22 protein-coding genes are annotated in these 22,094 nt (G+C 64.6%); 14 read left to right on the top strand and 8 right to left on the bottom strand.

Annotated features, from left to right (window positions below; all coding sequences use genetic code 11):
- Nucleotides 1-13: 13 nt before the first annotated feature.
- On the top strand, nucleotides 14-844 hold the full coding sequence (locus HNQ95_RS00875) for an N-acyl homoserine lactonase family protein (protein ID WP_157097054.1): 831 nt from the start codon (nucleotides 14-16) through the stop codon (nucleotides 842-844).
- Nucleotides 845-868: 24 nt separating this feature from the next.
- Here the strand turns inward: HNQ95_RS00875 and HNQ95_RS00880 are convergent, their stop codons facing one another.
- Both HNQ95_RS00880 and HNQ95_RS00885 read right to left on the bottom strand, forming a co-directional pair.
- Nucleotides 869-1,339, bottom strand: a complete 471-nt coding sequence (locus HNQ95_RS00880) for a GNAT family N-acetyltransferase (RefSeq protein ID WP_067959845.1) — start codon at nucleotides 1,337-1,339, stop codon at nucleotides 869-871.
- An 84-nt stretch (nucleotides 1,340-1,423) separates the two neighbouring features.
- Nucleotides 1,424-2,035 carry a LysE family translocator gene (locus HNQ95_RS00885; protein WP_067959840.1) on the bottom strand — a complete coding sequence of 204 codons (612 nt, stop codon included), beginning with the start codon at nucleotides 2,033-2,035 and terminating at the stop codon, nucleotides 1,424-1,426.
- Between the two features lie 235 nt (nucleotides 2,036-2,270).
- On the opposite strand from HNQ95_RS00885, the gene HNQ95_RS00890 reads away from it, so the two are divergent.
- On the top strand, nucleotides 2,271-2,540 hold the full coding sequence (locus HNQ95_RS00890) for a DUF2798 domain-containing protein (RefSeq protein WP_083948529.1): 270 nt from the start codon (nucleotides 2,271-2,273) through the stop codon (nucleotides 2,538-2,540).
- A 306-nt stretch (nucleotides 2,541-2,846) separates the two neighbouring features.
- Nucleotides 2,847-5,015 carry a right-handed parallel beta-helix repeat-containing protein gene (locus tag HNQ95_RS00895; RefSeq protein WP_182573265.1) on the top strand — a complete coding sequence of 723 codons (2,169 nt, stop codon included), beginning with the start codon at nucleotides 2,847-2,849 and terminating at the stop codon, nucleotides 5,013-5,015.
- A gap of 42 nt (nucleotides 5,016-5,057) precedes the next feature.
- Here the strand turns inward: HNQ95_RS00895 and HNQ95_RS00900 are convergent, their stop codons facing one another.
- Entirely contained in the window at nucleotides 5,058-5,738 is a 681-nt protein-coding gene (locus HNQ95_RS00900; protein WP_246340508.1) for a TetR/AcrR family transcriptional regulator, read from the bottom strand.
- A gap of 75 nt (nucleotides 5,739-5,813) precedes the next feature.
- Between HNQ95_RS00900 and HNQ95_RS00905 the strand changes: the two genes are divergently transcribed.
- From HNQ95_RS00905 to HNQ95_RS00915, 3 genes are all read left to right on the top strand, one after another.
- Nucleotides 5,814-6,512: a PspA/IM30 family protein gene (locus HNQ95_RS00905; RefSeq protein ID WP_182573266.1), complete on the top strand. Its 699-nt coding sequence runs from the start codon at nucleotides 5,814-5,816 to the stop codon at nucleotides 6,510-6,512.
- A gap of 48 nt (nucleotides 6,513-6,560) precedes the next feature.
- On the top strand, nucleotides 6,561-6,821 hold the full coding sequence (locus tag HNQ95_RS00910) for a YiaA/YiaB family inner membrane protein (RefSeq protein ID WP_115731274.1): 261 nt from the start codon (nucleotides 6,561-6,563) through the stop codon (nucleotides 6,819-6,821).
- 155 nt (nucleotides 6,822-6,976) lie between these two features.
- A complete protein-coding gene (locus HNQ95_RS00915; protein WP_154384851.1) occupies nucleotides 6,977-7,633 on the top strand; it encodes a methyltransferase family protein in 657 nt (218 codons plus the stop codon).
- A gap of 4 nt (nucleotides 7,634-7,637) precedes the next feature.
- On the opposite strand, the gene HNQ95_RS00920 is transcribed toward HNQ95_RS00915, so the two are convergent.
- Together HNQ95_RS00920 and HNQ95_RS00925 are read right to left on the bottom strand one after the other, a co-directional pair.
- Complete coding sequence (locus HNQ95_RS00920; RefSeq protein WP_154384850.1) at nucleotides 7,638-7,892, bottom strand: putative hemolysin; 255 nt, start codon at nucleotides 7,890-7,892, stop codon at nucleotides 7,638-7,640.
- Between the two features lie 119 nt (nucleotides 7,893-8,011).
- A complete protein-coding gene (locus tag HNQ95_RS00925; protein ID WP_182573267.1) occupies nucleotides 8,012-9,094 on the bottom strand; it encodes a citrate synthase in 1,083 nt (360 codons plus the stop codon).
- Nucleotides 9,095-9,168: 74 nt separating this feature from the next.
- Here HNQ95_RS00925 and HNQ95_RS00930 point away from each other — a divergent pair, with 74 nt between their 5' ends.
- The gene (locus HNQ95_RS00930; protein WP_154384849.1) at nucleotides 9,169-10,374 is read left to right on the top strand and encodes a citrate synthase family protein; all 1,206 of its coding nucleotides are present in this window, start codon (nucleotides 9,169-9,171) and stop codon (nucleotides 10,372-10,374) included.
- 72 nt (nucleotides 10,375-10,446) lie between these two features.
- Complete coding sequence (locus HNQ95_RS00935; protein ID WP_154384848.1) at nucleotides 10,447-10,833, top strand: DUF1801 domain-containing protein; 387 nt, start codon at nucleotides 10,447-10,449, stop codon at nucleotides 10,831-10,833.
- Here the strand turns inward: HNQ95_RS00935 and HNQ95_RS00940 are convergent.
- Complete coding sequence (locus tag HNQ95_RS00940) at nucleotides 10,830-11,438, bottom strand: TetR/AcrR family transcriptional regulator (RefSeq protein ID WP_154384847.1); 609 nt, start codon at nucleotides 11,436-11,438, stop codon at nucleotides 10,830-10,832. The genes HNQ95_RS00935 and HNQ95_RS00940 overlap by 4 nt on opposite strands.
- Nucleotides 11,439-11,524: 86 nt before the next feature.
- On the opposite strand from HNQ95_RS00940, the gene HNQ95_RS00945 reads away from it, so the two are divergent.
- From HNQ95_RS00945 to HNQ95_RS00955, 3 genes are all read left to right on the top strand, one after another.
- Nucleotides 11,525-11,920: an SDR family NAD(P)-dependent oxidoreductase gene (locus HNQ95_RS00945; RefSeq protein ID WP_182573268.1), complete on the top strand. Its 396-nt coding sequence runs from the start codon at nucleotides 11,525-11,527 to the stop codon at nucleotides 11,918-11,920.
- 31 nt (nucleotides 11,921-11,951) lie between these two features.
- Entirely contained in the window at nucleotides 11,952-12,509 is a 558-nt protein-coding gene (locus tag HNQ95_RS00950; RefSeq protein WP_067959817.1) for a class I SAM-dependent methyltransferase, read from the top strand.
- A gap of 98 nt (nucleotides 12,510-12,607) precedes the next feature.
- A complete protein-coding gene (locus tag HNQ95_RS00955) occupies nucleotides 12,608-13,246 on the top strand; it encodes a DUF930 domain-containing protein (RefSeq protein ID WP_169808324.1) in 639 nt (212 codons plus the stop codon).
- Nucleotides 13,247-13,360: 114 nt separating this feature from the next.
- Here HNQ95_RS00955 and rpoD read toward each other — a convergent pair whose 3' ends face one another.
- Nucleotides 13,361-15,385, bottom strand: a complete 2,025-nt coding sequence (rpoD, locus tag HNQ95_RS00960) for an RNA polymerase sigma factor RpoD (protein WP_067959812.1) — start codon at nucleotides 15,383-15,385, stop codon at nucleotides 13,361-13,363.
- Nucleotides 15,386-15,710: 325 nt separating this feature from the next.
- Nucleotides 15,711-17,651 (bottom strand): DNA primase, encoded by a 1,941-nt coding sequence (dnaG, locus tag HNQ95_RS00965; protein WP_067959808.1) that lies wholly within the window; start codon nucleotides 17,649-17,651, stop codon nucleotides 15,711-15,713.
- A gap of 353 nt (nucleotides 17,652-18,004) precedes the next feature.
- On the opposite strand from dnaG, the gene HNQ95_RS00970 reads away from it, so the two are divergent.
- The 3 genes from HNQ95_RS00970 (at nucleotide 18,005) to HNQ95_RS00980 (ending at nucleotide 22,019) form a co-directional block, all read left to right on the top strand.
- Nucleotides 18,005-19,669 (top strand): Na/Pi cotransporter family protein, encoded by a 1,665-nt coding sequence (locus HNQ95_RS00970; protein ID WP_182573269.1) that lies wholly within the window; start codon nucleotides 18,005-18,007, stop codon nucleotides 19,667-19,669.
- 396 nt (nucleotides 19,670-20,065) lie between these two features.
- Nucleotides 20,066-21,229, top strand: coding sequence for an amidohydrolase (locus HNQ95_RS00975; RefSeq protein WP_067959802.1), 1,164 nt, complete (start codon nucleotides 20,066-20,068; stop codon nucleotides 21,227-21,229).
- Between the two features lie 205 nt (nucleotides 21,230-21,434).
- On the top strand, nucleotides 21,435-22,019 hold the full coding sequence (locus HNQ95_RS00980) for a glyoxalase superfamily protein (RefSeq protein WP_182573270.1): 585 nt from the start codon (nucleotides 21,435-21,437) through the stop codon (nucleotides 22,017-22,019).
- Nucleotides 22,020-22,094: the final 75 nt, after the last annotated feature.

The raw sequence follows: 22,094 nt of genomic DNA on the forward strand, positions 1-22,094 counted from the left end.
AAGGAGATCCCAAGTGAAAACTGCACAATTTCTGCTGGCCGCCATGCTGGCCCTGCCGGCCATGGACACCGCTCAGGCCGCCGAGATCGAACTCTGGCGCCTCGATTGTGGATCGATCAAGATCAGCGATCTCTCCGCCTTCTCCGACACGTTGCGCTATCAGGGCGAACAACGCACGCTGACCGACAGCTGCTACCTGATCCGCCACGACGCATCCTACATGCTGTGGGACACCGGCCTGCCGGCCGCACTGCTCGGCGCATCGCAGGAGGGCAACGGCATGAAGCCGAGCCTGTCAAAGACGATCAAGGACCAGTTGTCCGAGATCGGCGTGGCGCCTGACAAGATCGAAACCGTCGGCATCAGCCACAACCATTTCGACCATGTCGGCCAGGCCACCGACTTCCCGCAGGCCAGGTTGCTGATCGGCAAGGCCGACCTCGACGGCTTTCGCGCCGAACCGCCGGCCTTCGCCGTCGACCCGTCGCTGGTCAAGCCATGGCTCGACGGCAAGGCGCCGGTCAATACAGTCGAAGGCGACAAGGATGTGTTCGGCGACGGCTCTGTCGTCATGCTGTCGACGCCCGGCCACACCCATGGAAGCTACTCGCTGCTTGTCCGGCTCGCCGGCAAGGGAGCCGTGCTGTTGAGCGGCGACACCGTACATTTCGAGGAGCAGTTCACGAACAACGGCGTGCCGCCCTTCAACGTCGACAGGGCACAGTCGCTGGCCTCGATGGGCAGGCTTCAGGACATGGCGAAGGCGCTTGATGCGACGCTCGTCGTCCAGCATGATGCCAACGACATCGCCAAGCTGCCCGCATTCCCGGCGAGCGCGAAGTAAGCGGAAATTCCGGGGCGGCGCTGATCAGGCGGCGGCCACGCCGAACTGCTTTTCCATGAACACGCTGAGCGGGTCCTCGCGGTAGTCGCCGAAGGGCCCGCGACGGACAAAGCCCTGGCGCTCATAGAGCGCCAGGGCTTCATGATTGTCGATGCCGGTTTCCAGGCGCAACAACGACTGGCCTGCCTCGATCACCCGCGCCTCGAGGTCTGCGAGAACGGCCTTGGAAATGCCCTTGCCCCTGGCTTCAGGTACCACCCACATGCGCTTGAGCTCGGCAAAATCGTCCGACAGCGCGACGGCCCCGGTGGCGAGTGCCGTGCCCTGCCCGTCGCGGGCAACGACGAAGCGCACATTGGGCGCCCGCAACGCCTCCAGCGGCAGGAAGTGGTTGCTTTCGGCAGGATAGAGCGAAGCGCCATAGGCGTCGCCCGCCTCCAAAAGCGCGATCACGTCAGGCTTGGCTGGATCTTCCAGGGCAATCTGGAACTGCATTTCGTCAGGCTCGGCTCACAATGGCATCGAACCCGACTAAAGCGCAGCCACGACGGCCGGGCAACCCGGCCGACAGGACCACTTTCAGCGTTCCGTCAGGGCCAGCTTGGCGCCGAGCATGACAAAGGCGGCGGCGAACGTCCGCCGCATCCAGGTCAGGACGCGCGGGCTACCCGTCACCTTGTCGCGCACGGCCGCTGCACACAGGCCGTAGATGGCGAAGATGACGAAGGTCGCCAGCATGAATACACTGGACAGTTCGAGCATGCGTCCCAGCACGTTGGCTTCGTTGGGCGCAATGAACTGCGGCAGGAAGGCAACGAAGAAGATCGACAGCTTCGGGTTCAACACGTTGATCAGGATGCCGTCGACCAGCACCTGCCATGCGCTGCGCGGATCGGCATCGGCCTCGACCTTCAGCGCGCCCTGCTCACGCAGGCTTTGCCAGGCCATGTAGAGCAGATAGGCAACGCCGGCATATTTGACGACCTCGAACAACAGCGCGCTGGTGTGCAGCAGCGCGGCAAGGCCGGTCAGCGCGGCGATCAGATGCGGCACGATGCCGAGCGTGCAGGCGAATGCCGCAAGCATGCTCGCCTTGCCGCCGCGCGACAGCCCCGCCGCCAGTGTGTAGACGACGCCCGTGCCGGGCGATGCGACGATGATCAGTGTGGTCAGCAGGAATTCGATCGACACTGGTGTCCTCCCTCAAGGTGCGGCGACCATAAAGCAAGACCTTCACCGGCAAAAGCCACCCGAAAAGCTATGCCCGGCACCGTTGCATTCCGCAACGGTCAAAGCTATCTAGGCCGCGCTGCGTTCCACGCATGCCGTAAGCGTCTCACGTCAAGCAACGCATTCAACCGGTCGCGACCGGGAGGAATGCCATGACTTGCACTCTCGTGATCGACTGCTTCCAATGAGTGATCCCATGAGCTTACGTTCCCATCCCCGCACATGCGGGAAGCTGCCCGCGCGTTATGCCGCCATCATCATGCCACTGGTGCTCTCGGTGCTGATGTCGTCTGTCGTCTCGGCCATCTCGACGCTGAAGAGCCTTGGGCCGACGCCGGCCTTCCTGTCGACCTGGCCCGCCGCCTGGGCTCTGTCCTGGCTGGTGGCGTTCCCGACGCTGCTTCTGGTCCTGCCGCTGGTCAGGCGCATCGTGGCACTTGTCGTCGCGGCACCTAAGGCAAGCTAGAAGCGAAACGCGCCGGGCAGCATGAGCGGCTGCCCCGGCGCGCGGTCTGGCCCAATGGAAAGCCAATTTGCCGCAGCAGTCGGCAACGACCGCTGCGGTCCCGCGCGTGGTCGCCATCTGCCCCAGCGTCCGCAGCGGTTTCTAACAAACCAACCCGGCAACGGCCTAAATTAGCATCAACGCATTGAAACAAAAGGAAAAACGTCGTCAACAGGCGACGCCCGTACAGTCGCCAATTTAATCTGGACTCTTCAATTCAGGTATTTTAGCTCACCGACGTTCAATCGGAAATTTGAAGTACCTGCCATGACATTCCCAAGCCTGTTTGCAGTGGCGCTGGCCTCCGGCACCGCCCTTTCGACCTGCGCCTTTGCGCAAGCCCAGCAGCCGATCCTCGAACTCGAAGGCAACCTTGCCTATGGCGTCGGCAATGGCGGCATCGGTATCTTCATGCCGTTCCTGCTCGACAACGGCAATGGCGTCTTCTTCGACGCCAGCGGCCGCTTCGTGGAAGGTTCGGCACGGCAGGCCTCGTTCGGCATGGGCTACCGCTACCGTGTCGAAGGTGGCTGGCTGCTCGGCGGCTATGGCTATCTCGACGTCTTCAACAGCGAACACGGCAACAGCTTCAATCAGCTGTCATTCGGCGTCGAAGCGCTGGGCCCGGTCTACGAAGCGCGCGCCAACGCCTATCTCCCCCTCGGCGACGACAAGGTCGCAGCAAGCCTGAGCCACGCCTTCGTCTCCGGCAGCGAACTCAAGTTCCAGGCCGGCCGCGAATTCGCCCGCACCGGCGCCGACACGGAAGTCGGCCTGCGCTTGCCCGTCTTCCCCGAAAGCATGAACACCGAGATGAAGGTTTTCGGCGGCGCCTACTGGTATGATGGCGCGCGCGGCCTCGACGACACGCTTGGCGTCAAGGCGCGCACCGAGGTCAGCTTCTCCGGCCTGCCCGGTGTCTCCGGTTCGATGCTGGCGCTCGGCGCCTCGATTTCCTACGACAATGAGGACCAGACCGAATTCGGCCTCACCGCGCGGCTGCGTGTGCCACTCGGCGGATCGAGCCGCACCGGCAAGGCCGCCTTCGATCCGATGTTCCAGCGCGTCGAACGTGCCGTTTTCATCCGCACGTATGCCGACAGCGATGGCGTGAACGAGGCCGCTGAGTTTGTCCACGGCGGTCAGGCCGTCGGCAAGGTCGTCCCGATCTCGCAGGCAACGGGTGATGCGGCAGCCATCAATGCAGCACTCAGCACCGCCGGCACCAACGCGCTTGTGCTGGCCAATGGCGGCATCACGCTCGGCCAGGCGCTGCAGCTCGGCGCCGGCCAGCACATGGTCGGCGGCGGCGGATCGATCGCCGTACGCGGCGCCAACAGTCGCATAGAGGCCGCGTTCCGCAATGGCGGCGACGCAGCTAAGCTGACTGGCACCAACGCCGCCGCCAACGTCGTCAGCATGGCCTCGGGCAGCGAGATCGCCGGACTGACCATCACCGGCGGCCTCGCCGGCATCGCCAGCAGCGAAACCTCCAACATCTCGATCCGCGACGTCGACATCTCGAAGACCGCGGGCGACGGCATCCGCCTCGACAACGTCACCGGCGCCACGATATCAGGCGCCAACATCCACGACCTCTACATCTGCAACAGCAACACCAATTGCGAGTTCGCGGTCGGCCGGCCGAATCGCGCGCCGCACGCCGCGATCGCCGCGCTCGGCACCAGCGGGATGACCGTCCGCGATACGGTGATCGACAGCATCACCTATGGCATCTTCGCCGGCAGCCGCATCGACCAGAGCGACTGGCCGGAGGTGATCACCCACGCCGCCAGCGACATCGTCATCGACAACGTCAGGATCAGCAAGTCGCGCCGCGAAGGCATCCTGCTCGTCGCCGCCAACGACGTGACGATGAACAAAGTCACCGTCGACAATTCCGAGCAGGGCCTGGATATGGACTTGGTGGTGCTCCAGGGCACCTCCAATGTCTCCATCACCGACATGACGCTCAAGGGCGGCATCAACGGGCTGATGCTCGTCACCGCCTCGACCCTGCCTGAGAATGCGGTGACGACCAACGTCAATGTCCACGGCCTCACCATCGACGGCACCCGCAACGCCGGCATCTTCCTCAACCCCGTCTCCGGCATCAGCTTCAAGGACGTCACCATCACCAATGCCGGCACCTATGGTGCCTACATCTACGGCAGCGAGTGGGACTTCCTCGGCGGCCCGGTCAAGAACATCGACTTCGGCAACATGCGCGTCGAAGGCGCCAGCAAGGCAGGTCTCTATTTCTCAGGCCCTGCCGAGAACATCCGCGGCAATATCACCGTCGTCGACACGCCGCTCAACTGCCTCGCCGATCAGGGCGCCTGGTCGGGCACTTCGCTGATCCAGACCGACGGCTCGGTGCTGAAGCTCAACGGCACGGCGATCGAAGCGAACAAGCTGAAGACCACCTGCAAGTGACAAACGCGACCCGCGCGGCATCCGTCGCGTGGGTCCCTCCCGTCATACCCTCTGCCTGAGGCCGGCGACGAAGGTCGTCACCAGAAGCGTGATCTGCTCCGACACGTCCCCTCGTCTGCCCTCGATGGCATCGGTAGCGTAGCCGACCGTCACGATACCGTGGACGCTTGACCACAAGGCATGCGCGGCCGTTCCCCTCAGGCGCGGATCGGTAATCAGCCCGCTCTTTTCCAGGATGTCGGCAATCAGCAAGAAGCTGCTCGAAAGCCGTTCCTCATATGCCCTGGTTTCGTCCGAGGGCTCACCGGCAAGGCCAGTGGCCAGAAGTGACTGCCAGCTTCCCGGGTTCTCAACGACGAAACGCTGATAGACCCCGGCCAGTGCCAGAAGCAGCCGGACCGGATCGGTCACGCCCTGACGCTCCAGGTCGCCAAGCACCTGATTGCCGACGGTATCAAGTCGTTCGAGCAACCTCGTGTTGACCGCCCGCAAGATACCGGTCAGGTCCCCGAACAGATTGTAGATCGAGCCGACCGCGATCCCGGCCTCGCTGGCGATCGTGCGCGCTTGCAGCTTGGCAGCCCCCCCTTCGTTGAGCAGCCTTTCGGCGATGCCAAGCACCCGCTCCTTCGTCTCGTTGCGATCCAGCGCCATCTTGTTTCCTGCCAATGTTGAAGGCCCGCCATTGCCATCCAGATAGCACAACGCCGCCAAAATGAACATCGTTCAAAATGCCTCTTGAACAATGTTCATTTTGTGGTAGCCTTCAAATATGAACAATGTTCAAGGGAGGGAAGCATGATAAGGAATGTCTTCAAGTCGTTGCTGGCGGTTGCGGGAGCCCAGGCTGAAACCGGCCTTGAAAACCGCTTTGCCATCGACCTGATCGAACAACACATCAGGAACGCACAATCCGGCCTGAGCGCCGCCAAGCAGACCCTGGCGACGATCGTCATCCGCCACCGCGGTGAACAGTCGGCGCTCTCGCGCCTTGCCCAGCGCCTCAGTGACCTCGAACAGCGGACCGCCAGCGCGCTTCATGCCGGCGCCAATGAACTGGCGCATGACGGCGCAACCGTCATCGCCGAACTGGAGAACGAACGCGCGGTTCGCCAGGCGACGCTGGCAGCGCTGGAGCAGCGGATCACCCGCATGCGGCTCTCGATCGAGAAGGCCCATGCCAAGATTGTCGACCTCAACCAGGGCCTGATCTCGGCCAAGGCGCTCGACGCCGAGCATCGGGCCCAGCGCGGCCTCAACCGCTCGCTCGGCAGGTCCACCGGCTTCAAGGAGGCGGAGGCTCTCATCGCCCGCATCCACGACCGTAGCGATCCGCTGGAGGAAGCCTTCGTCATCGATGCCATCGACGACGAATTGAGCGGCGATGCGGTGCGCACAAGACTGGCGAATGCCGGCCACGGCCTGCCCGTCAGGGTCGACGCGACCCAGGTCCTTCAGCGTCTCGCAACCGCCACCGAAATCTCGTCACCCAACTGATCCCTAGATCTCGCCACCCCGCAATGTCGTCACTCAAGGAGGAAAATCATGAGCCCGAACCAGACCTATATCCTGTTCAACGCCGCGTCCGTCGCCGTCGCCTACTTCATGCTCGCCCTGTCGCTGTGGCTGGCGCCGGTCGACCTCTCGACCAAGGGCTACTGGGGCATGGGCGTGCTTCTGCTCACCGGCGCCCTCGTCAATCTGGTCAAGTATCGTATGGACGATCGTCTCGCCGCCGAACTGACCGCCAAGATCGAAAAGGCCCGCAACGAAAAACTGCTCAGCGAGTATGTCGGCAAGGAGTAAGCAAGTAGCCCGACCCGCGCGGTGAAGATCGCGCGGGTCGGAATCTTGATTCTTCAAGGTACGGCCCACGGTTACACACCGCACAGGCCGCCCTTGCATTCTAGGCACTGCTTTCGGCTAAGGTGGGAACGCTTGCATCGGGGACGTGGAAAACAATGCCCTCTCTCAAAATACTCATCCTTGGCGTGGCCGGCACGCTTGTCAGCCTCGGGCTTGCGATTCTCGGCGCGGGCGGCTTCATGGTATTCTTCTCAAACCCGTCCCGCACCGCTGCCGCAATCCTCACCGTCGTCCTGATGGTCGTCGCCCTGCTCAGCGGCGCCAATCTCAGCCCGGGCGAGCAGGAGGACCGCGCCAATCGCTGGGTGCTGCCGGCGCTCGGCGTCATCGGCCTGCTCAGTGCCTTCCTGCCGGCCTATGACGACCGTATCGACTTCTGGACCATCGGCGGCGAAACGATCCGGTGGATCGGCGTCGCGCTGTTTGCCGCCGGCGGCATGCTCCGGCTGTGGCCGTTCTTCGTCCTCGGCAGCCGCTTCAGCGGGCTGGTTGCCATCCAGCCCGGGCACAGGCTGGTCACCTCGGGCATCTATGCGCTCATCCGCCATCCCAGCTATCTCGGCCTGCTGGTCAACGCCCTTGGCTGGGCTCTTGTCTTCCGCTCGGGCGTGGGCGTCATCCTCGTCGGCCTCACCCTAGTGCCGCTGGTCGCCCGCATCCGGTCCGAGGAGCGCCTGCTGCGCACCCATTTCGGCGCGGAATATGACGACTACGCCCGCCGCACATGGCGGCTGGTGCCGGGTCTGTATTGAGTGCCTAATCCTTCGGTGCCACGCATTTCTGGTCGCGGAACAGCGCCCACTCCTCGCAGAGGCTGCCGTCGGGCATGCGGCAATAGCCGGTCTCGTTGCCGCCGGCGTCCTTGCGGATCTCGAGCTTGCCGCCGATGTTGCCGCAATGCACCGAGGCAGGGTTCGCCATGCCGATCGGATTTTGCGGCGGTGCCGCCGCAGCGCCCATCACGGCAAGCGAAATGGCCGCCAATCCCACAGAACTCGCCACCAGCCGCATCGGGCCCTCTCCCTTCAAGCTTCCACCGCTGCATCTAGCGTCGTACCGTCCAAAGGCAATTGCCAAATGAAAAAGCCCGGGGTCATGCCCCGGGCTTTGCGCAATCCGTCAGCATGCTCTCAGGCCGGCATCGGCCCGGTATAGACTGAGGCCGGGCGCAGCAGCCGGCCGGTGCGCTGCTGTTCCAGCGCATGCGCGACCCAGCCCGCCGTGCGGCCGACAGCGAAGACCGGGGTGAACGCCTCGCGCGGGATCTTCAGCGCACCGAGCAGGATGGCGGTGTAGAACTCGACATTGGTGTCGAGACGACGGCCCGGCTTGGCGCGGGCGAGCGCCTCGCGGGCATATCCCTCGACCTCGGCGGCAAGGCCAATATCCATACCCTCCGAGCCCAACGTGCCCACCGACCGCTTCAGCACGTCGGCGCGCGGGTCGCGCACCTTGTAGATGCGGTGACCAAAACCCATCAGGCGCTCGCCGCGCGCCAATGCCGCGTCGATCCATAGTGCGATGTTGTCGGCCTTGCCGATGGCTTCCAGCATGTCGAGGACAGGTGCCGGTGCGCCGCCATGCAGCGGGCCCGACAGCGCGCAGTAGCCTGCCGTCACCGCCATGAACAGGTCCGCCTGGGTCGAGGCGACAACACGCGCGGCGAAGGTCGAGGCGTTCATGCCGTGGTCGCTGACGGTCACCAGATAGGCGTCCAGCGCCGCCGCTTCTGCGTCGCTCGCAGCCGTGCCGCGCATCATGCGCAGCATGTCGGCCGCCTGGCCGAGGCTGGCATCGGGCGCAACGGGGGCGAGTCCCTCGGCGCTGCGCGCCAGTGCTGCCGCCAGAACCGGCATGGCACCGAGAAGCGCCACCTCGTCGTCGAGACCGTCCTCCCGATCGATCGCGGCGATCGCCGCGCGGAAGCCGGCGCCGAGCGCCAGGCTTTCGGTCGCGGGCAGGATCTTTTCGAGCCGCGCAAAGGCACGGACACGTGCTTCGCCAAGCTCCGCCCTCAATTCGCCGGCTGCGGTTTCCTTGCCGGCGGCCGAAAGCAGGCGGGCGGCAGCCCCCTCGAAATCCGTCTCGGCGGCCAGCTGGGCGACGCGGCTGCCAGCGATGATCAGTTCGCCACCCTCGCCGTCGACATGGGAAAGTGCGGTCATGGCCGCGGTCACGCCGTCCAGTCCGGCGGTGGTCTGATGAAGTGTCATGGGCTTGCTCCTTGCTGCGCTGCAGAAAGATGAAGCTCTTTTCATATTGATCAATCTTGATTAGCTTGATCAATATGAAAAAAGCCTCCGAACCGCTCTATCTCTCGGCCCGCGAGGCCGCGGGCGAGCTCGCCGTTTCGCCGGCTACGCTTTATGCCTATGTCAGCCGCGGCCTGATCCGCTCGGAACCGTCCGAGGACGCCCGTGCCCGGCGCTACCGTGCCGACGACGTCCGAGCCCTTCTGGCGCGGCGTGCCCCGGCCGGCCTCGCCAGCGCCGGAGAGACCGAGGCGCCGGTTCTCGATTCAGCGATTTCGACCATCACCAGCGAAGGGTCGGTCTATCGCGGCGTTCAGGCGGTGGCACTGGCCGAGCACGCGACGCTGGAACAGGCAGCGACGCTGCTGTGGGACATGAACGACGCCGACCCTTTCGCCGCCGCCAACATGCCTGTCATCAGCGACACCATGCGCGCCGTGGCCTCGGTCACCACGGGCGAAGCGCCAATCCCACGTGCCATCGCCATGCTCGCGCTGGCCGGCGGCAACGATTCACGCGCCTTCAATCGCTCGCGCCAGGGCCGCGTCGAGGTTGGTGCCCGTGCCGTCCGTTTGCTCACCTCAGGCATCCTTGGCACCACGCCCTCGCCTGCGCCGATCCATCTGCAGGTGGCCAACGCCTGGGCGCCTGGCCATCCCAGTGCCGAGGCAATTTTCCGCCGCGCGCTGGTGCTGCTTGCCGACCACGAGTTCAACCCCTCGACATGGACGGTGCGCTGCGCCGCCTCCACCGGCATCAACCTCTACGATGCGCTGATATCAGGCCTGGTGGCGCTCAAGGGCCCTCGTCATGGCGGCGCCGGCCCGCTGGCAGCGCATATGGTGGCCGATTTCGCCGCCACCGACGTCGCCGCCAACATCCGCGAACGTGTCGCCATAGGCGACCGCATCCCCGGCTTCGGCCACACCGTCTATCGCGACGGCGACCCTCGCGCCGACAGCCTGCTGACAGCCCTGGCCGAGGCGGGCGCCGACAGGCGCCTCGCCGTCGAGGCACCGACGCTGATCACCGAAGCCACCGGCCTGCACCCCAACATCGACTATGCGCTGGCGGTGATGGTGCGCACCTTCGGGCTGCCGATCGGCCATGAGACAGCGTTCTTCGCCATCGCCCGCTCCATCGGCTGGGTCGCGCACGCCATCGAGCAGCTGACGTCAGGTGTACTGATCCGCCCGCGCGCCCGCTATGTCGGACCCGCGCTGGGGCGTGGCGGCAGCTAGGGGCTGAACTGCACACGATATGGCGCGGCCAATGCGATCGGGATAGCGTGCCTGCAGGGGGAGAACAGCCAGATGATGCGCAAGGAAGTGCCAGCGGAGAGCCCGGAGGCCTATATCAAGGCCTTGAGCGACTGGCGCTTCGACATCGTCGAGGCGTTGCGCGCAGCCACTCGTGCCGCGGGCGATCCCGAGGCGCGCATCAAATGGGGCCACATCGTCTGCTTCTCCAATGGCCCGGTCCTGCTCATCCGGGCGGAGGAAGCCCGCGTACTGTTCGGCTTCTGGCGCGGCAAGCGGCTGCGCGGCATCGAGCCAAGGCTGAAGGCCGGCGGCAAATACGAGCTCGCCACCATGGAATATCGCGAGGGTGACACGGTGGATGCGGCGCTTGCCGAAAAACTCGTCCGGGAGGCGGTGCGGCTGAACGCCGAAGTCGGCGACCCGACGAAGAGCAGCTAGGCAAGAATTCCGAGATAGCCGGCAACCGCCCGGCGCAAGCGCGCCTGCAGATCGTCGAAATCGCTCTCGCCGGCCCGGACGGCGGCGTCGACGATGCCCCTGGACAGCGACATCAGATCGAAGGCCGTGCGCTCCGGCTGGTCGACGCCGTGGTCGCGCAGCACGCCGACGATCAGGTCGCGCATGTCGGCCTTCAGCTGCACCGTCTCCTTGTCGAGCTTGAGCTCGAGTTCCTCGTGCTCCAGCGCCTGCGCCAGCGCCGGCCGCCTGAGATGATGGCGCAGGCTCGCAGAGACCATCGCATCGACGGCACGGGTAAGCCCCTTGCCCTCGGCCTCGCGCACGGCACCGACGAAATCGGCCAGCATGTCCTGTCGCATCTGGCGGACCAGCTCGGCCAGTATCGCCTCCTTCGCGGGGAAGTACTGGTAGAGCGTACCGACAGAAACGCCTGCCAACATCGCGACATGATTGGTGGTGAGTCCGGCGCTGCCCGACGTCTCCAAAATGCGAGCAGCCGCCTCCAGGATCGCAGCGCAGGTGGCAGCGCTGCGCTCTTGCCGCGGTGTCTTGCGGGGGGTCAGCCGGGACTTTGATGCGTTCATGGGATGCGAGTAGTGGGTGACACGATTATTCGCAATATTTCCCGCACCCAAGTACGGGTCAACAGCCAAGCCCACCAGGTCAGGGAATGCACGACAGTTTCGACTTCAACGACAGGACCGTGCTCGTCACCGGCGGCGCACGCGGCATCGGCCTGGAGCTCTCCCGCCAGCTGGCCGCCAAGGGCGCGCATGTCATCGCGGTCGGACGCGACGCCCTGCGCAGCTTCACCCGTTCGCTGCGCGACCAGTGCCGCGCGGCCAAGCTTCCGATCCAGCTCACCGAAGCCGTCATGACGCTTGTCGACACCACCCTGTCGCGCGCCGGTCCGCTCCGGAAATATCCGCCGGCGCTGGCCGCCGCCGACCTCATAGCCGGCATCGAACGCGGCCTCGACGAGATCTGGATCGAAAAGACCAAGCTCTTGCGCATCGTGCATCGGATTTCGCCCGAGCTTGCCTATTGCATCATGCGCGACCGCTAACCACCTACGCCAAAAGCCAGGACCCGCAAGAATGACCGAATTCAATGCGTTCGCTGCCCAGCTGCTACGCCGGCCCCGTCAGGTGTCGGCCCTTGCCCCTTCGTCGCCGAGTTTGTGCCAGCTCATGGCCAGCCAGCTGCCGCGCTGGGCCCGGTGGGTCGCCGAGTTCGGCCCCGGCACCTGCAACATCACCCGTGAAATCCTGAAGCTCGGCATCGCGCCCGCCGACCTCTTCCTCTACGAGCTCAACCCGGTCTTCTGCCGCATGCTGCGCGACCGCCACCCAGAAGTGACCGTTTTTGACGAACCTGCGGAAAAACTGGCGTCCGTAGGACCGCAGCACGTCGACGCCGTCGTCTCTGGCCTGCCGCTGCTGTCGATGACATCAAGCCAGCAGGAGGCGATCCTGTCCGCCGCCTTCTCGCGGCTCGGGCCCGATGGCGTCTATATCCAGTTCACCTATGGGCTGTTCTCGCCGGTGCGCAGCAACATTGCCGAAAGCCTCGGCCTGGAATTCACCCGTTCGCCCCGCGTCTGGCGCAACCTGCCGCCGGCGGTCGTCTACGTCTACCGGCGCAGGCGCAATTAGGCAGGCTTGCGCAGCACCGATATCCGGCGCCGCAATCGCGCCACAGTGACGGGCGAACCAGTTGGCTGCACAAAAACCCGGGTCGCATGTCGCCTGTCGTGAAACTGGATCCCAGCTGGCCCGTCTCGCTGGCATTGCATGCCCTTTTGCTGGCCGCCCTCTTGCTGTTGCCGAGGCCACAGCCATTCAGGGTTCCGGCCGAGGATGCAGTGCCGGTCGAACTGGTGGCACCGGCGCCCGCACCAGTCCAGTTGCCGCGACAACAGGCAGCCTCCGCCGCACCGCTTGGACGTACCCTTGCGCCTGCCACCACCTCCAAGCCCGAGGCGCCCACCGCTCAGCCCCCCTCTATGGTCAAGGCGCACAGTTTCTACGCGGCAAAGCTGCTCGCCGACCCGCGCAGCCGCCATGCCAGGCAGGCGCTGGCGACCTTTGCTCCCGACGAACGTGCCATCCAGCTGTGCAACATCGAGGCCATGGAGCAGATCCACCGCTGGAAGGCGGAGCTCCGTCCCGATCTTGTCGTCCCCTATGCGACCGGCGATCTCAGGATCGCTGGCGGCTCGATTCATGCGCAAGGCGGAGCCTTCCGGGCCGGGGGCCGCTGGTACGGCGTAGTCTTCTCTTGCGATGTGACCGCAGGCGCTGTCGCGGCCTTCGAGTTCAGCGTCGGCGAGGCAATTCCCGAGGCCAGATGGGCCGAATACAATCTCGTTGCTGGAAACCCGGAGGACTAGAGGATTTGCAGGAAAAGGGCCTGGCGGTTCTCCGGTTGGAATTGCGCAGGAATATGGGCCCCCCAAACGAAAAAGCCCGGCCAGAGCCGGGCTTTTTGAACGAGATCGCTGCGATCAGCTGTCGAGGAACGAGCGCAGCTTCCTGGAGCGGCTCGGATGCTTGAGCTTGCGCAGTGCCTTGGCTTCGATCTGGCGGATACGCTCGCGGGTGACCGAAAACTGCTGTCCGACCTCTTCAAGCGTGTGGTCGGTGTTCATGCCGATGCCGAAGCGCATGCGCAGCACGCGTTCTTCACGCGGGGTGAGCGAGGCGAGCACGCGCGTGGTGGTCTCGCGCAGGTTCGCCTGGATCGCCGCGTCGATCGGCAGGATCGCCATCTTGTCCTCGATGAAGTCGCCGAGATGCGAATCTTCCTCGTCGCCGACGGGCGTTTCGAGCGAGATCGGCTCCTTGGCGATCTTCAGCACCTTGCGCACCTTCTCGAGCGGCATGGCGAGCTTTTCGGCCAGTTCTTCCGGCGTCGGCTCGCGGCCGATCTCATGCAGCATCTGGCGCGAGGTACGGACGATCTTGTTGATCGTCTCGATCATGTGCACCGGGATGCGGATGGTGCGGGCCTGGTCGGCGATCGAACGGGTGATCGCCTGCCTGATCCACCATGTGGCATAGGTCGAGAACTTGTAGCCGCGGCGGTACTCGAACTTGTCGACGGCCTTCATCAGGCCGATGTTGCCTTCCTGGATCAGATCCAGGAACTGCAGGCCGCGGTTGGTGTACTTCTTGGCGATCGAGATGACGAGACGCAGGTTGGCCTCGACCATTTCCTTCTTGGCGATCGCTGCCTCGCGCTCGCCCTTCTGCACCTGATTGACGATCTTGCGGAATTCCAGGATCGAAATCGCCGTCTCGGTGGCGAGGTTCTGAATCTCGGCGCGCAGGTCGCGGATCGTGTCCTTCTCGTTCTTGGTGAACTCCTTCCAGCCGCGGCTGGACAGGTTCGAGATCGAGCGGATCCAGTTCGGGTCGAGCTCGGAGCCCTGATATTCCTTCAGGAACTCGTCGCGGCGCACGCCATAGCTTTCGGCGAGACGCAAAAGCTTGCCTTCGTTCTGCACCAGGCGCTTGTTGATGTCGTAGAGCTGCTCGACCAGCGCTTCGATGCGGGCGTTGTTGAGCGACAGCGATTTCACGGCCTTGACGAGCTGATCCTTCAGCTCCTTCAGGCGGCGGTCCTGGCTCGGCGACAGGGTTCCGGCGGCGGCGAGACGGTTCTCGACCTGCTGGTCCTGCAGCTTGCGCAGCTTCTTGTAGGTGTCGGCGATGACGTCGAGGGTTTCCATGACCTGCGGACGCAGTTCCGCTTCCATGGCCGCCAGCGACAGGCTGGCCTCGTCCTCGTCTTCCTCGTCGTCCTCGCCACGGGTGTCGCCACCCACATTGGTGATGTCGTCTTCCTCGTCGCCACCGCGGCGGCGGCCCGCCTTCGGCTCGTCCTTGGGCTTTGCGTCTTCCTCGAGGCGCTCGACGATCGGCGCCTGCTTGGCCTCGGGACCGGCATAGGTCGCCTCGAGATCGATGATCTCGCGCAGCAGGATCTTGGCTTCGTTGAGTTCGTCGCGCCAGATGATGATGGCCTGGAAGGTCAGCGGGCTTTCGCACAGGCCGGCGATCATCGTCTCGCGGCCAGCCTCGATGCGCTTGGCGATGGCGATTTCGCCTTCTCGCGACAGAAGCTCCACCGAGCCCATTTCGCGCAAGTACATGCGCACCGGGTCGTCGGTACGGTCGGTCGGCTCTTTCTTGGTCGTGGTCGCGGCAACGGCGGTGCCGGTCTGCTCGGCAAGCTCATTGGCATCTTCTTCGGCGTCGCCTTCGGAAGCCTCGGCCTCTTCGCCCTGCTCGTCGTCCTCGACCACGTTGATGCCCATGTCGGAGAGCATCGCCATGGTGTCCTCGATCTGCTCGGAGGTCACCTCCTCCGAGGGCAGCACCGAATTCAGCTCGTCCATGGTGACATAGCCGCGCTTCTTCGCGACCTTGATCATCTTTTTGACAGCGTCATCGGAAAGGTCGAGCAAAGGTCCGTCTGGGGCGCCTTCGCGTTCAGTCTCGACCTCTTCCTTTTCTTTTGTCGCCATTCTTCGCTTTCTCCAGGCGGCCCGTCAGCCGCTTAAACTCTTGGACAGTGCAAATCAGATGCGCTCATCGAACCTGCGCCTGAACTGCCAGTAGCTGTACCTGTGTTAAGTCCAGATTAACCGTGATATCTGTGGCGGAATATCTTCCTGTCCAGTGACAAGTGCCCCAATCCGCATTTTCAGGCCATCGACACGACTGGCGACCTGGCCGCCGGTTAACTTTTTCGAATCGACCTGATTCCGTCATTCCGTCGGAAGGTCAAGCGCCTCTCGCATGATTCGCGCCAAAAAAGCGAATCAATTGCGGGATAATCGGTCCGCAGCGTCAGTTACGACCGCCCCGGCCCGAAGACACCCCGAAGCCTTCGATAAGCGCTTCGGTGGCCTGCACGTCGTGAAACTGCGCCTGAACTTCCACCAGATGTCGGTAGTTTTCGTCGGTAGGATCTGTAGCCAGCGCAGCTTCGGCCTGTTTCAGCTCCTTATGTAAGGTGCGGGCGCTGCGGTGCAAGTGCAACGCCTGCGCGAAGGCGTCGCGGGCGTCCTCGATCGCCGCGTCTTCCAGCGCCGTCCACTGCCGGGCGCGCCGCGCCAGCATCACCGCCCGCCCCCACATCTCGGCACAGGAGGCGCGCTCGATCGCCGCCACAACTGCTTCACGGGTGTTGGCCTCGCCATGCGCCATCGCATCGATCAGCACCGAATGCAGCTGCTTGAGCTCGCCATGGCTGAGGTCGAGCCGTTCGACATGCTCGAAATTCTCGTCGATCAGCGCGGGGTGGTTGACCAGAGCGACGACGAGTGCCGCCTCGCGCAGAGGCATGATGCCGGCCGTGCGTTTGACCAGCGCCGAACGCGCCAGGCTTTCGGACACGGCAAGCCGACCCGCGGCGGCACCGGCACCACCCTTTTTCCACTGGCCGCGCTCGCCGCTACCCTTGCTGAACGAGCCCCTGCCGCCTTGCCCTTGCTGGCGGCCGCGCTGGCTGCCGAAGAAATTCAGCACCCGCTCGCGCATTTCCTGCTGGTAATGGTAGCGGACGCTCTCGTCCTTGATCCTGCCGGTCAGCTCGCGCAGCGTCTTTTCAAGCTCGGCGCGCCGTTCCGGCGTGTCGAACACCCCGCCCGACGTCTCACGCATCCAGATCATGTCGGACAGCGGTCGCGCCGCGTTGAGCACGGTGCGGAACGCTTCCGGCCCTTCCGCCTTGACCAGGTCGTCAGGGTCCTTTCCCTCTGGCAGCAATGCGAAGCGGGCCGTGTTCCCAGGGGCTACCAGCGGCAGCGCCAGGTCGGCGGCGCGGTAGGCAGCCTTCAAGCCGGCCTTGTCGCCGTCGAAGCACAACACCGGCTCGCCCGACATGCGCCACAACAGTCCGAGCTGGTTTTCGGTCAGCGCCGTGCCGAGCGGCGCCACGACATTTTCAATACCGGCCTGAGCGAGCGCGATCACGTCCATGTAGCCTTCGACGGCGATCACCGTGCCGCCCTTCTGCAGCGCCTTGCGGGCGCGGGCGAAATTGTAGAGCACGTTGCCCTTGTGAAAGAGCTCGGTCTCGGGCGAATTCAGGTACTTGGCCGAAATCTCCGCCGACATCGCACGGCCGCCGAAGGCGATGATGCGCCCGCGGGAATCCGGGATCGGAAACATGATGCGGTCGCGGAAGCGGTCATAGGAAACCGGCACGTCCTCGAAGACGGTCAACCCGCAGGCCTCCATCTGCGCCTTCTCGATGCCCTTGGAGGCGAGGAACTCCTTGAGCGCATTGCGGCTGTCGGGCGCGAAGCCGAGCCGGAACTGCTGCTGCGTCACCTGCGATAACCCGCGGTCGCGCAGATAGGCACGGGCACGGGCTCCGTCGGACGTCTGCAGCCGGTCCTCGAAGAATTTGGTCGCCAGTTCCATGACGTCATGCAGCGAGGCGCGCTCGCGCTCGCGCCGCTCTTCCTGCGCATCGCGCGCTGGCATCGGCACGCCGGCCATCTCGGCGATGCGCTCGACCGCCTCGGGGAAGCTGAGCCCATCCATTTCGGTCAGGAAGCGGAAATGATCGCCCGTCACGCCGCAGCCGAAGCAGTGATAGCGGCCCTTGCGGTCCTCGCAGTGGAACGACGGCGACTTCTCGCCATGGAACGGACAGCAGGCCCAGAAATCGCCCTTCTGGGTGTTGGTCTTCTTGCGATCCCAGGTCACGCGCTGGCCGATCACGGCCGAAATCGGCACGCGGTCACGTATCTCGCTCAAAAATCCGTCGGAAAAGCGCATCGGGTCCTGCTTGTTTCAAACTGATATAGGCGCTCGCCTCGCCGGACACGACTCCTATTCGTTGCCTGCCCGCGGACATGCCCGCTGTTCACAGGGCCTCAGCAGCGCAAACATCCGGCCAGACATCCCGATTGCGCCGTCGGCCGGTCGCTGTCGAACCGGAATTGCCGCCCTACCTGTCACAATATGGATGATCGCATCTTGCGATTGCGTGCACACGTGTGCACTATGGACGAAAAATATTATCCGGCTAATCTAAATGGCATGTTCATGACAGTGATTCGCATCCGCGCCAGGAGCACCGTGGCAGCCTCCCAGACAGCCCCCGGCAGCACGTCCATCAGGTGCTCCCGATGAGTGGCTCCGTCGTCCTGCTGCACCTCGCCGGCGCCGTCGCCCTGCTCCTGTTTGCCACCCGAATGGTGCGCACCGGCGTCGAGCGTGCCTATGGCGACGTGCTGCGCCACAAGCTGCGCAACACCATGCGCACCCCGATCCTGGCGGTGCTTGCCGGAACGGCCCTGGCCATCGCTTTCCAGAGCTCGACCGCCGTTACCCTGCTTGTCGGCTCCTTCGCCGGTGCCGGCATCGTCAGCGGCATCGCCGGCCAGCTCGCCGTGCGCGGCGCCGAGATCGGCTCGGCGCTGGTCATCAAGATCCTGACCTTCGACCTGTCGCTACTGGTGCCGCTGTGTCTCGTCGCCGGGACGACAATGTTCCTCGCCACCGACCGGCGCAGCTGGCAGCAGACAGGCCGCATCCTCGTCGGCATCGGCCTTCTCGTGCTGTCGCTCGAAATGGTCGGCCAGGCCTCCGAGCCGCTGCGCGAAAGCAAGCTGCTGCCCGTCATCATCGACTATTTCGCCGGCGACCCCGTCACTGCCTATTTGCTCGCGGCCATAGTCACCTGGCTGTTCCATTCCTCGATCGCCGCCGTGCTGCTGATCGTCACCCTTGCCGGCCGCGGCTTCGTGCCGCCCGAGCTCGGCATCGTGCTGGTGCTCGGCGTCAATCTCGGCAGTTCGATCATCGCCCCCCTGCTCACCCGCAACGCCGAGCCGGGCGTGCGCGTCGTGCCGATCGGCAACCTGCTGATGCGCGGCGCCGGCTCGCTGGTCATGCTGGTGGCGTTTCTATGGATCAAGCCGTCGACCGCGTTCCTCGGCTCGACCGGCCCCGACCAGATCATCAACGCCCACATCCTGTTCAACTGCATCATCCTGGTCGCCGGCATTCCGCTCGCCAAACTCGTCTACAGCGCCTCGGAAAAGATCGTGGCGCTTGGCACCAGGACCGATCCGGCCAAGGAGATGGCGGTCGCCGAGCTCAGCGCGCTCAACGAAGCCGCCCTCGACACCCCCTCGCAGGCCCTTGCCAACGCCACCCGAGAGACGGTCCGCGTCTGCGAGACCGTCGAGATCATGCTTCAGCGCATCATCGAGCTCTATGAGAGCCCCGACGCCGACAAGATCAAGGCACTCGCCTCGCTCGACGACCGCGTCGACCGCAAGCATCAGGCGATCAAGCTCTACCTCGCCAAGGCCACCATCCGGCCGATGACCGAGGACGAGGCGCTGCGCTGCCAGGAGTTGCTCGGCGCCTGCGTCAAGCTTGAGCAGGTCGGCGACATCATCGTCCGCAACATGCTGGCTCATGTGCAGAAGAAGCTCGACCGCGGCCTGGAATTCACGCCCGAAGGCTGGCGCGAGCTGACTTCCTTCCACGCCTCGGTGATGGCCAATGCGCGCCTGGCCTTCAACGTTCTGGTGTCGCGCGACGCCAACACCGCGCGCCAGCTCGTGCTCGAAAAGGACCGGCTGCGCGACGTCGAGAAGCAGACCAGCCAGAGCCATTTCCTGCGCCTGCGCGACGGCACCATCAAGAGCGTCGAGACCAGTTCGATCCACCTCGACACCATCCGCGATCTCAAGCAGATCAACTCCCTGCTCGCCTCGATGGCCTATCCCGTGCTCGAAGAGCAGGGCCTGCTCCGCGGCTCGCGTCTGAAGGCGAGCTGAGCAGCGCACAGTAACGCTTTTCCGCATGCGCACGCCGCGCCTCTTTCCATTGTGCGTTGCGATCCTCCGCACCCCCCTCTGGCCTGCCGGCCATCTCCCCCACAAGGAGGGAGATTAGTCGCGTCGCCGGCGGCGCCCATCCTGCAAGATTGCCAGGCCCCCGCTAACGTCAGTGATTGGGCGTAGCACCGATGACGGCGTGATCTCCCTCCTTGTGGGGGAGATGGCCGGCAGGCCAGAGGGGGGTGCGAAGGATCGCAACGTTGACGATTTGCCTCGTAAGGCGCAACCGGCGCGCTTTTCCCGCACGGCAAAAAGGCTGGCCCCACCAACCGCTCTTGCCTGCCACAGCTAATCCGGGCGACGCTGTTTCCTCCAATCCTAGGGATCAGCACAATGGCCGCGCTCGACCAGAACACCCTCGTCGCCGAGATGACAACCTGGCGGCGCGGCCTGCATGCCCATCCCGAGTTCGGCTTCGAGGAAAAGCGCACCTCAGCCTTCGTTGCAGCCCAACTCCGGGCTTTCGGCCTCGACGAGGTCGTCGAAGGCGTCGGCGGCACCGGCGTCGTCGGCACCCTGCGCCGTGGATCGGGCAACCGGGCCATCGCGCTCCGCGCCGACATGGACGCATTGCGCATCTCCGAGCAGGCCAGCCACGGTCACGTTTCGCAAAATCCCGGTGTCATGCATGCCTGCGGCCATGACGGCCACACTGCGATGCTCCTGGGCGCGGCGAAGCTGCTTGCCAACGAAGGCGGCTTCGACGGCACGGTGCGCTTCATCTTCCAGCCGGCGGAGGAATGGGGCAAGGGCGCGCTCGCCATGCTCGACGACGGGCTTATGGCGCGTTTTCCCTTCGACGAGATCTATGGCCTGCACAACATGCCCGGCCTGCCATTGGGCCATTTCGAGACCCGGCCCGGCCCGATCATGTCGGCGGAGGACAATTTCGAGATCGTGCTGCGCGGCCTCGGTGGTCACGCTGCCCGCCCGCATCTCGGCCGCGAGGTGCTGGTTGCTGCCTGCGCCGTCGTCACCAACCTGCAGACCATCGTGTCACGCCGGCTGAGCCCGGCTGACATCTCCGTGGTCTCGGTCACCGAACTCATCACCGACGGCACCCGCAACGCCCTGCCCGGCTTCGCCCGCATCCTCGGCGATGCCAGGAGCTTCCGCCCTGAAGTGAGCGCCGAGATCGAACGGCAGATGCGCATCATCGCCGAAGGCACCGCACTGACCTACAACTGCACCGCCGAGGTGACTTACAGCAGGGAGTTCGTGCCGCTGTTCAACGATGCCGAGGCCACCGCAGCCGCGCTCGAAGCCGCCAGCTCCGTGTTTGCCGCCGGTGCGGTCAACGGCAAGGGCGAGATCGTCACCGCATCCGAGGATTTCGCCCGTTTCCTCGACCATGTCCCCGGCTGCTTCGCCTATATCGGCAATGGCGAGGCCTCGGCGCCGCTGCACAACCCGTCCTTTGATTTCAACGACGACGCCCTGATCCACGGCACCCGCTTCCACGCGGCCATCGCCCGCCAGCGCCTGCCGGTGACGTGATTTTTGAAAAGGAAACGCCGCCGCCATCGCAGCCCATTTGAACTTGCCCGAATCGCCGTCCTTGGCGACACTCTCCTTGGGCCGTGCAGCCTGCCGCTCGCTCCCCAGGGATTGGCGAATGCACCGGAGAACATGGTTGACCCTTGGGTGACCGTCGGCAATGCGAGCACTGACGCTGTATGTCACCTCTTCAAGGGAACATCCCATGCCATCGCTTGATCGCGTGAAATCCATGGCCAAGGAGCTGCGTGCAGGCCTGGCCGCGCAAGACATCCACCTTGCCCACAGCGCCTGTCTCGAGATCGTCGCCCGCCAGTTCGGCTACGACAACTGGAACACCCTCAAGGCGACGTCCGACGCCAAGGCCGAGCTTGCCGTTTCGGTCGTCGTCGAGCATGGCCGTGAGGAAGAGGCAGCCAGTTTCTACCAGAGGGCGTTCGGTGCCATTCGCGGCGGATCCTACCTGTTCGAGGGCGTTCCGATCTCGATCGACCTGCGGATCGGCGGTGTCGCCCTGCAGGTTGGCGGCGCCAATCCCCGCCGAGAACAGGAACCGCGGCGCGGCGGGCCGTTCTTCCCCAAGGCCCATGGTGCGGTCAGCGCCGTCTTCATCCTCGATGTCGCCAACGTGCAAGCCGCGCTGCAACGAGCGATCGGGGTCGGAGCAACCATTCGTGGAAACCTGGCTGCGGCAACCGACGGCCGCCGCGGCGCAACCGTATTCGATCCGTTCGGCCACATCTGGGGCCTGCGTGACAAGGCCCCGGTCAAGCTCCGCCACGCCGCGTGATGACCTTTCCTCCTCCCGCAAGGGCAGAAGGAAAGGCGCGGCTACCCTCGCGCCCCAAACGAAAAACGCCCCGCG

Origin of the sequence: Aminobacter ciceronei (assembly GCF_014138625.1) — a bacterium.
Classification (GTDB): domain Bacteria; phylum Pseudomonadota; class Alphaproteobacteria; order Rhizobiales; family Rhizobiaceae; genus Aminobacter; species Aminobacter ciceronei.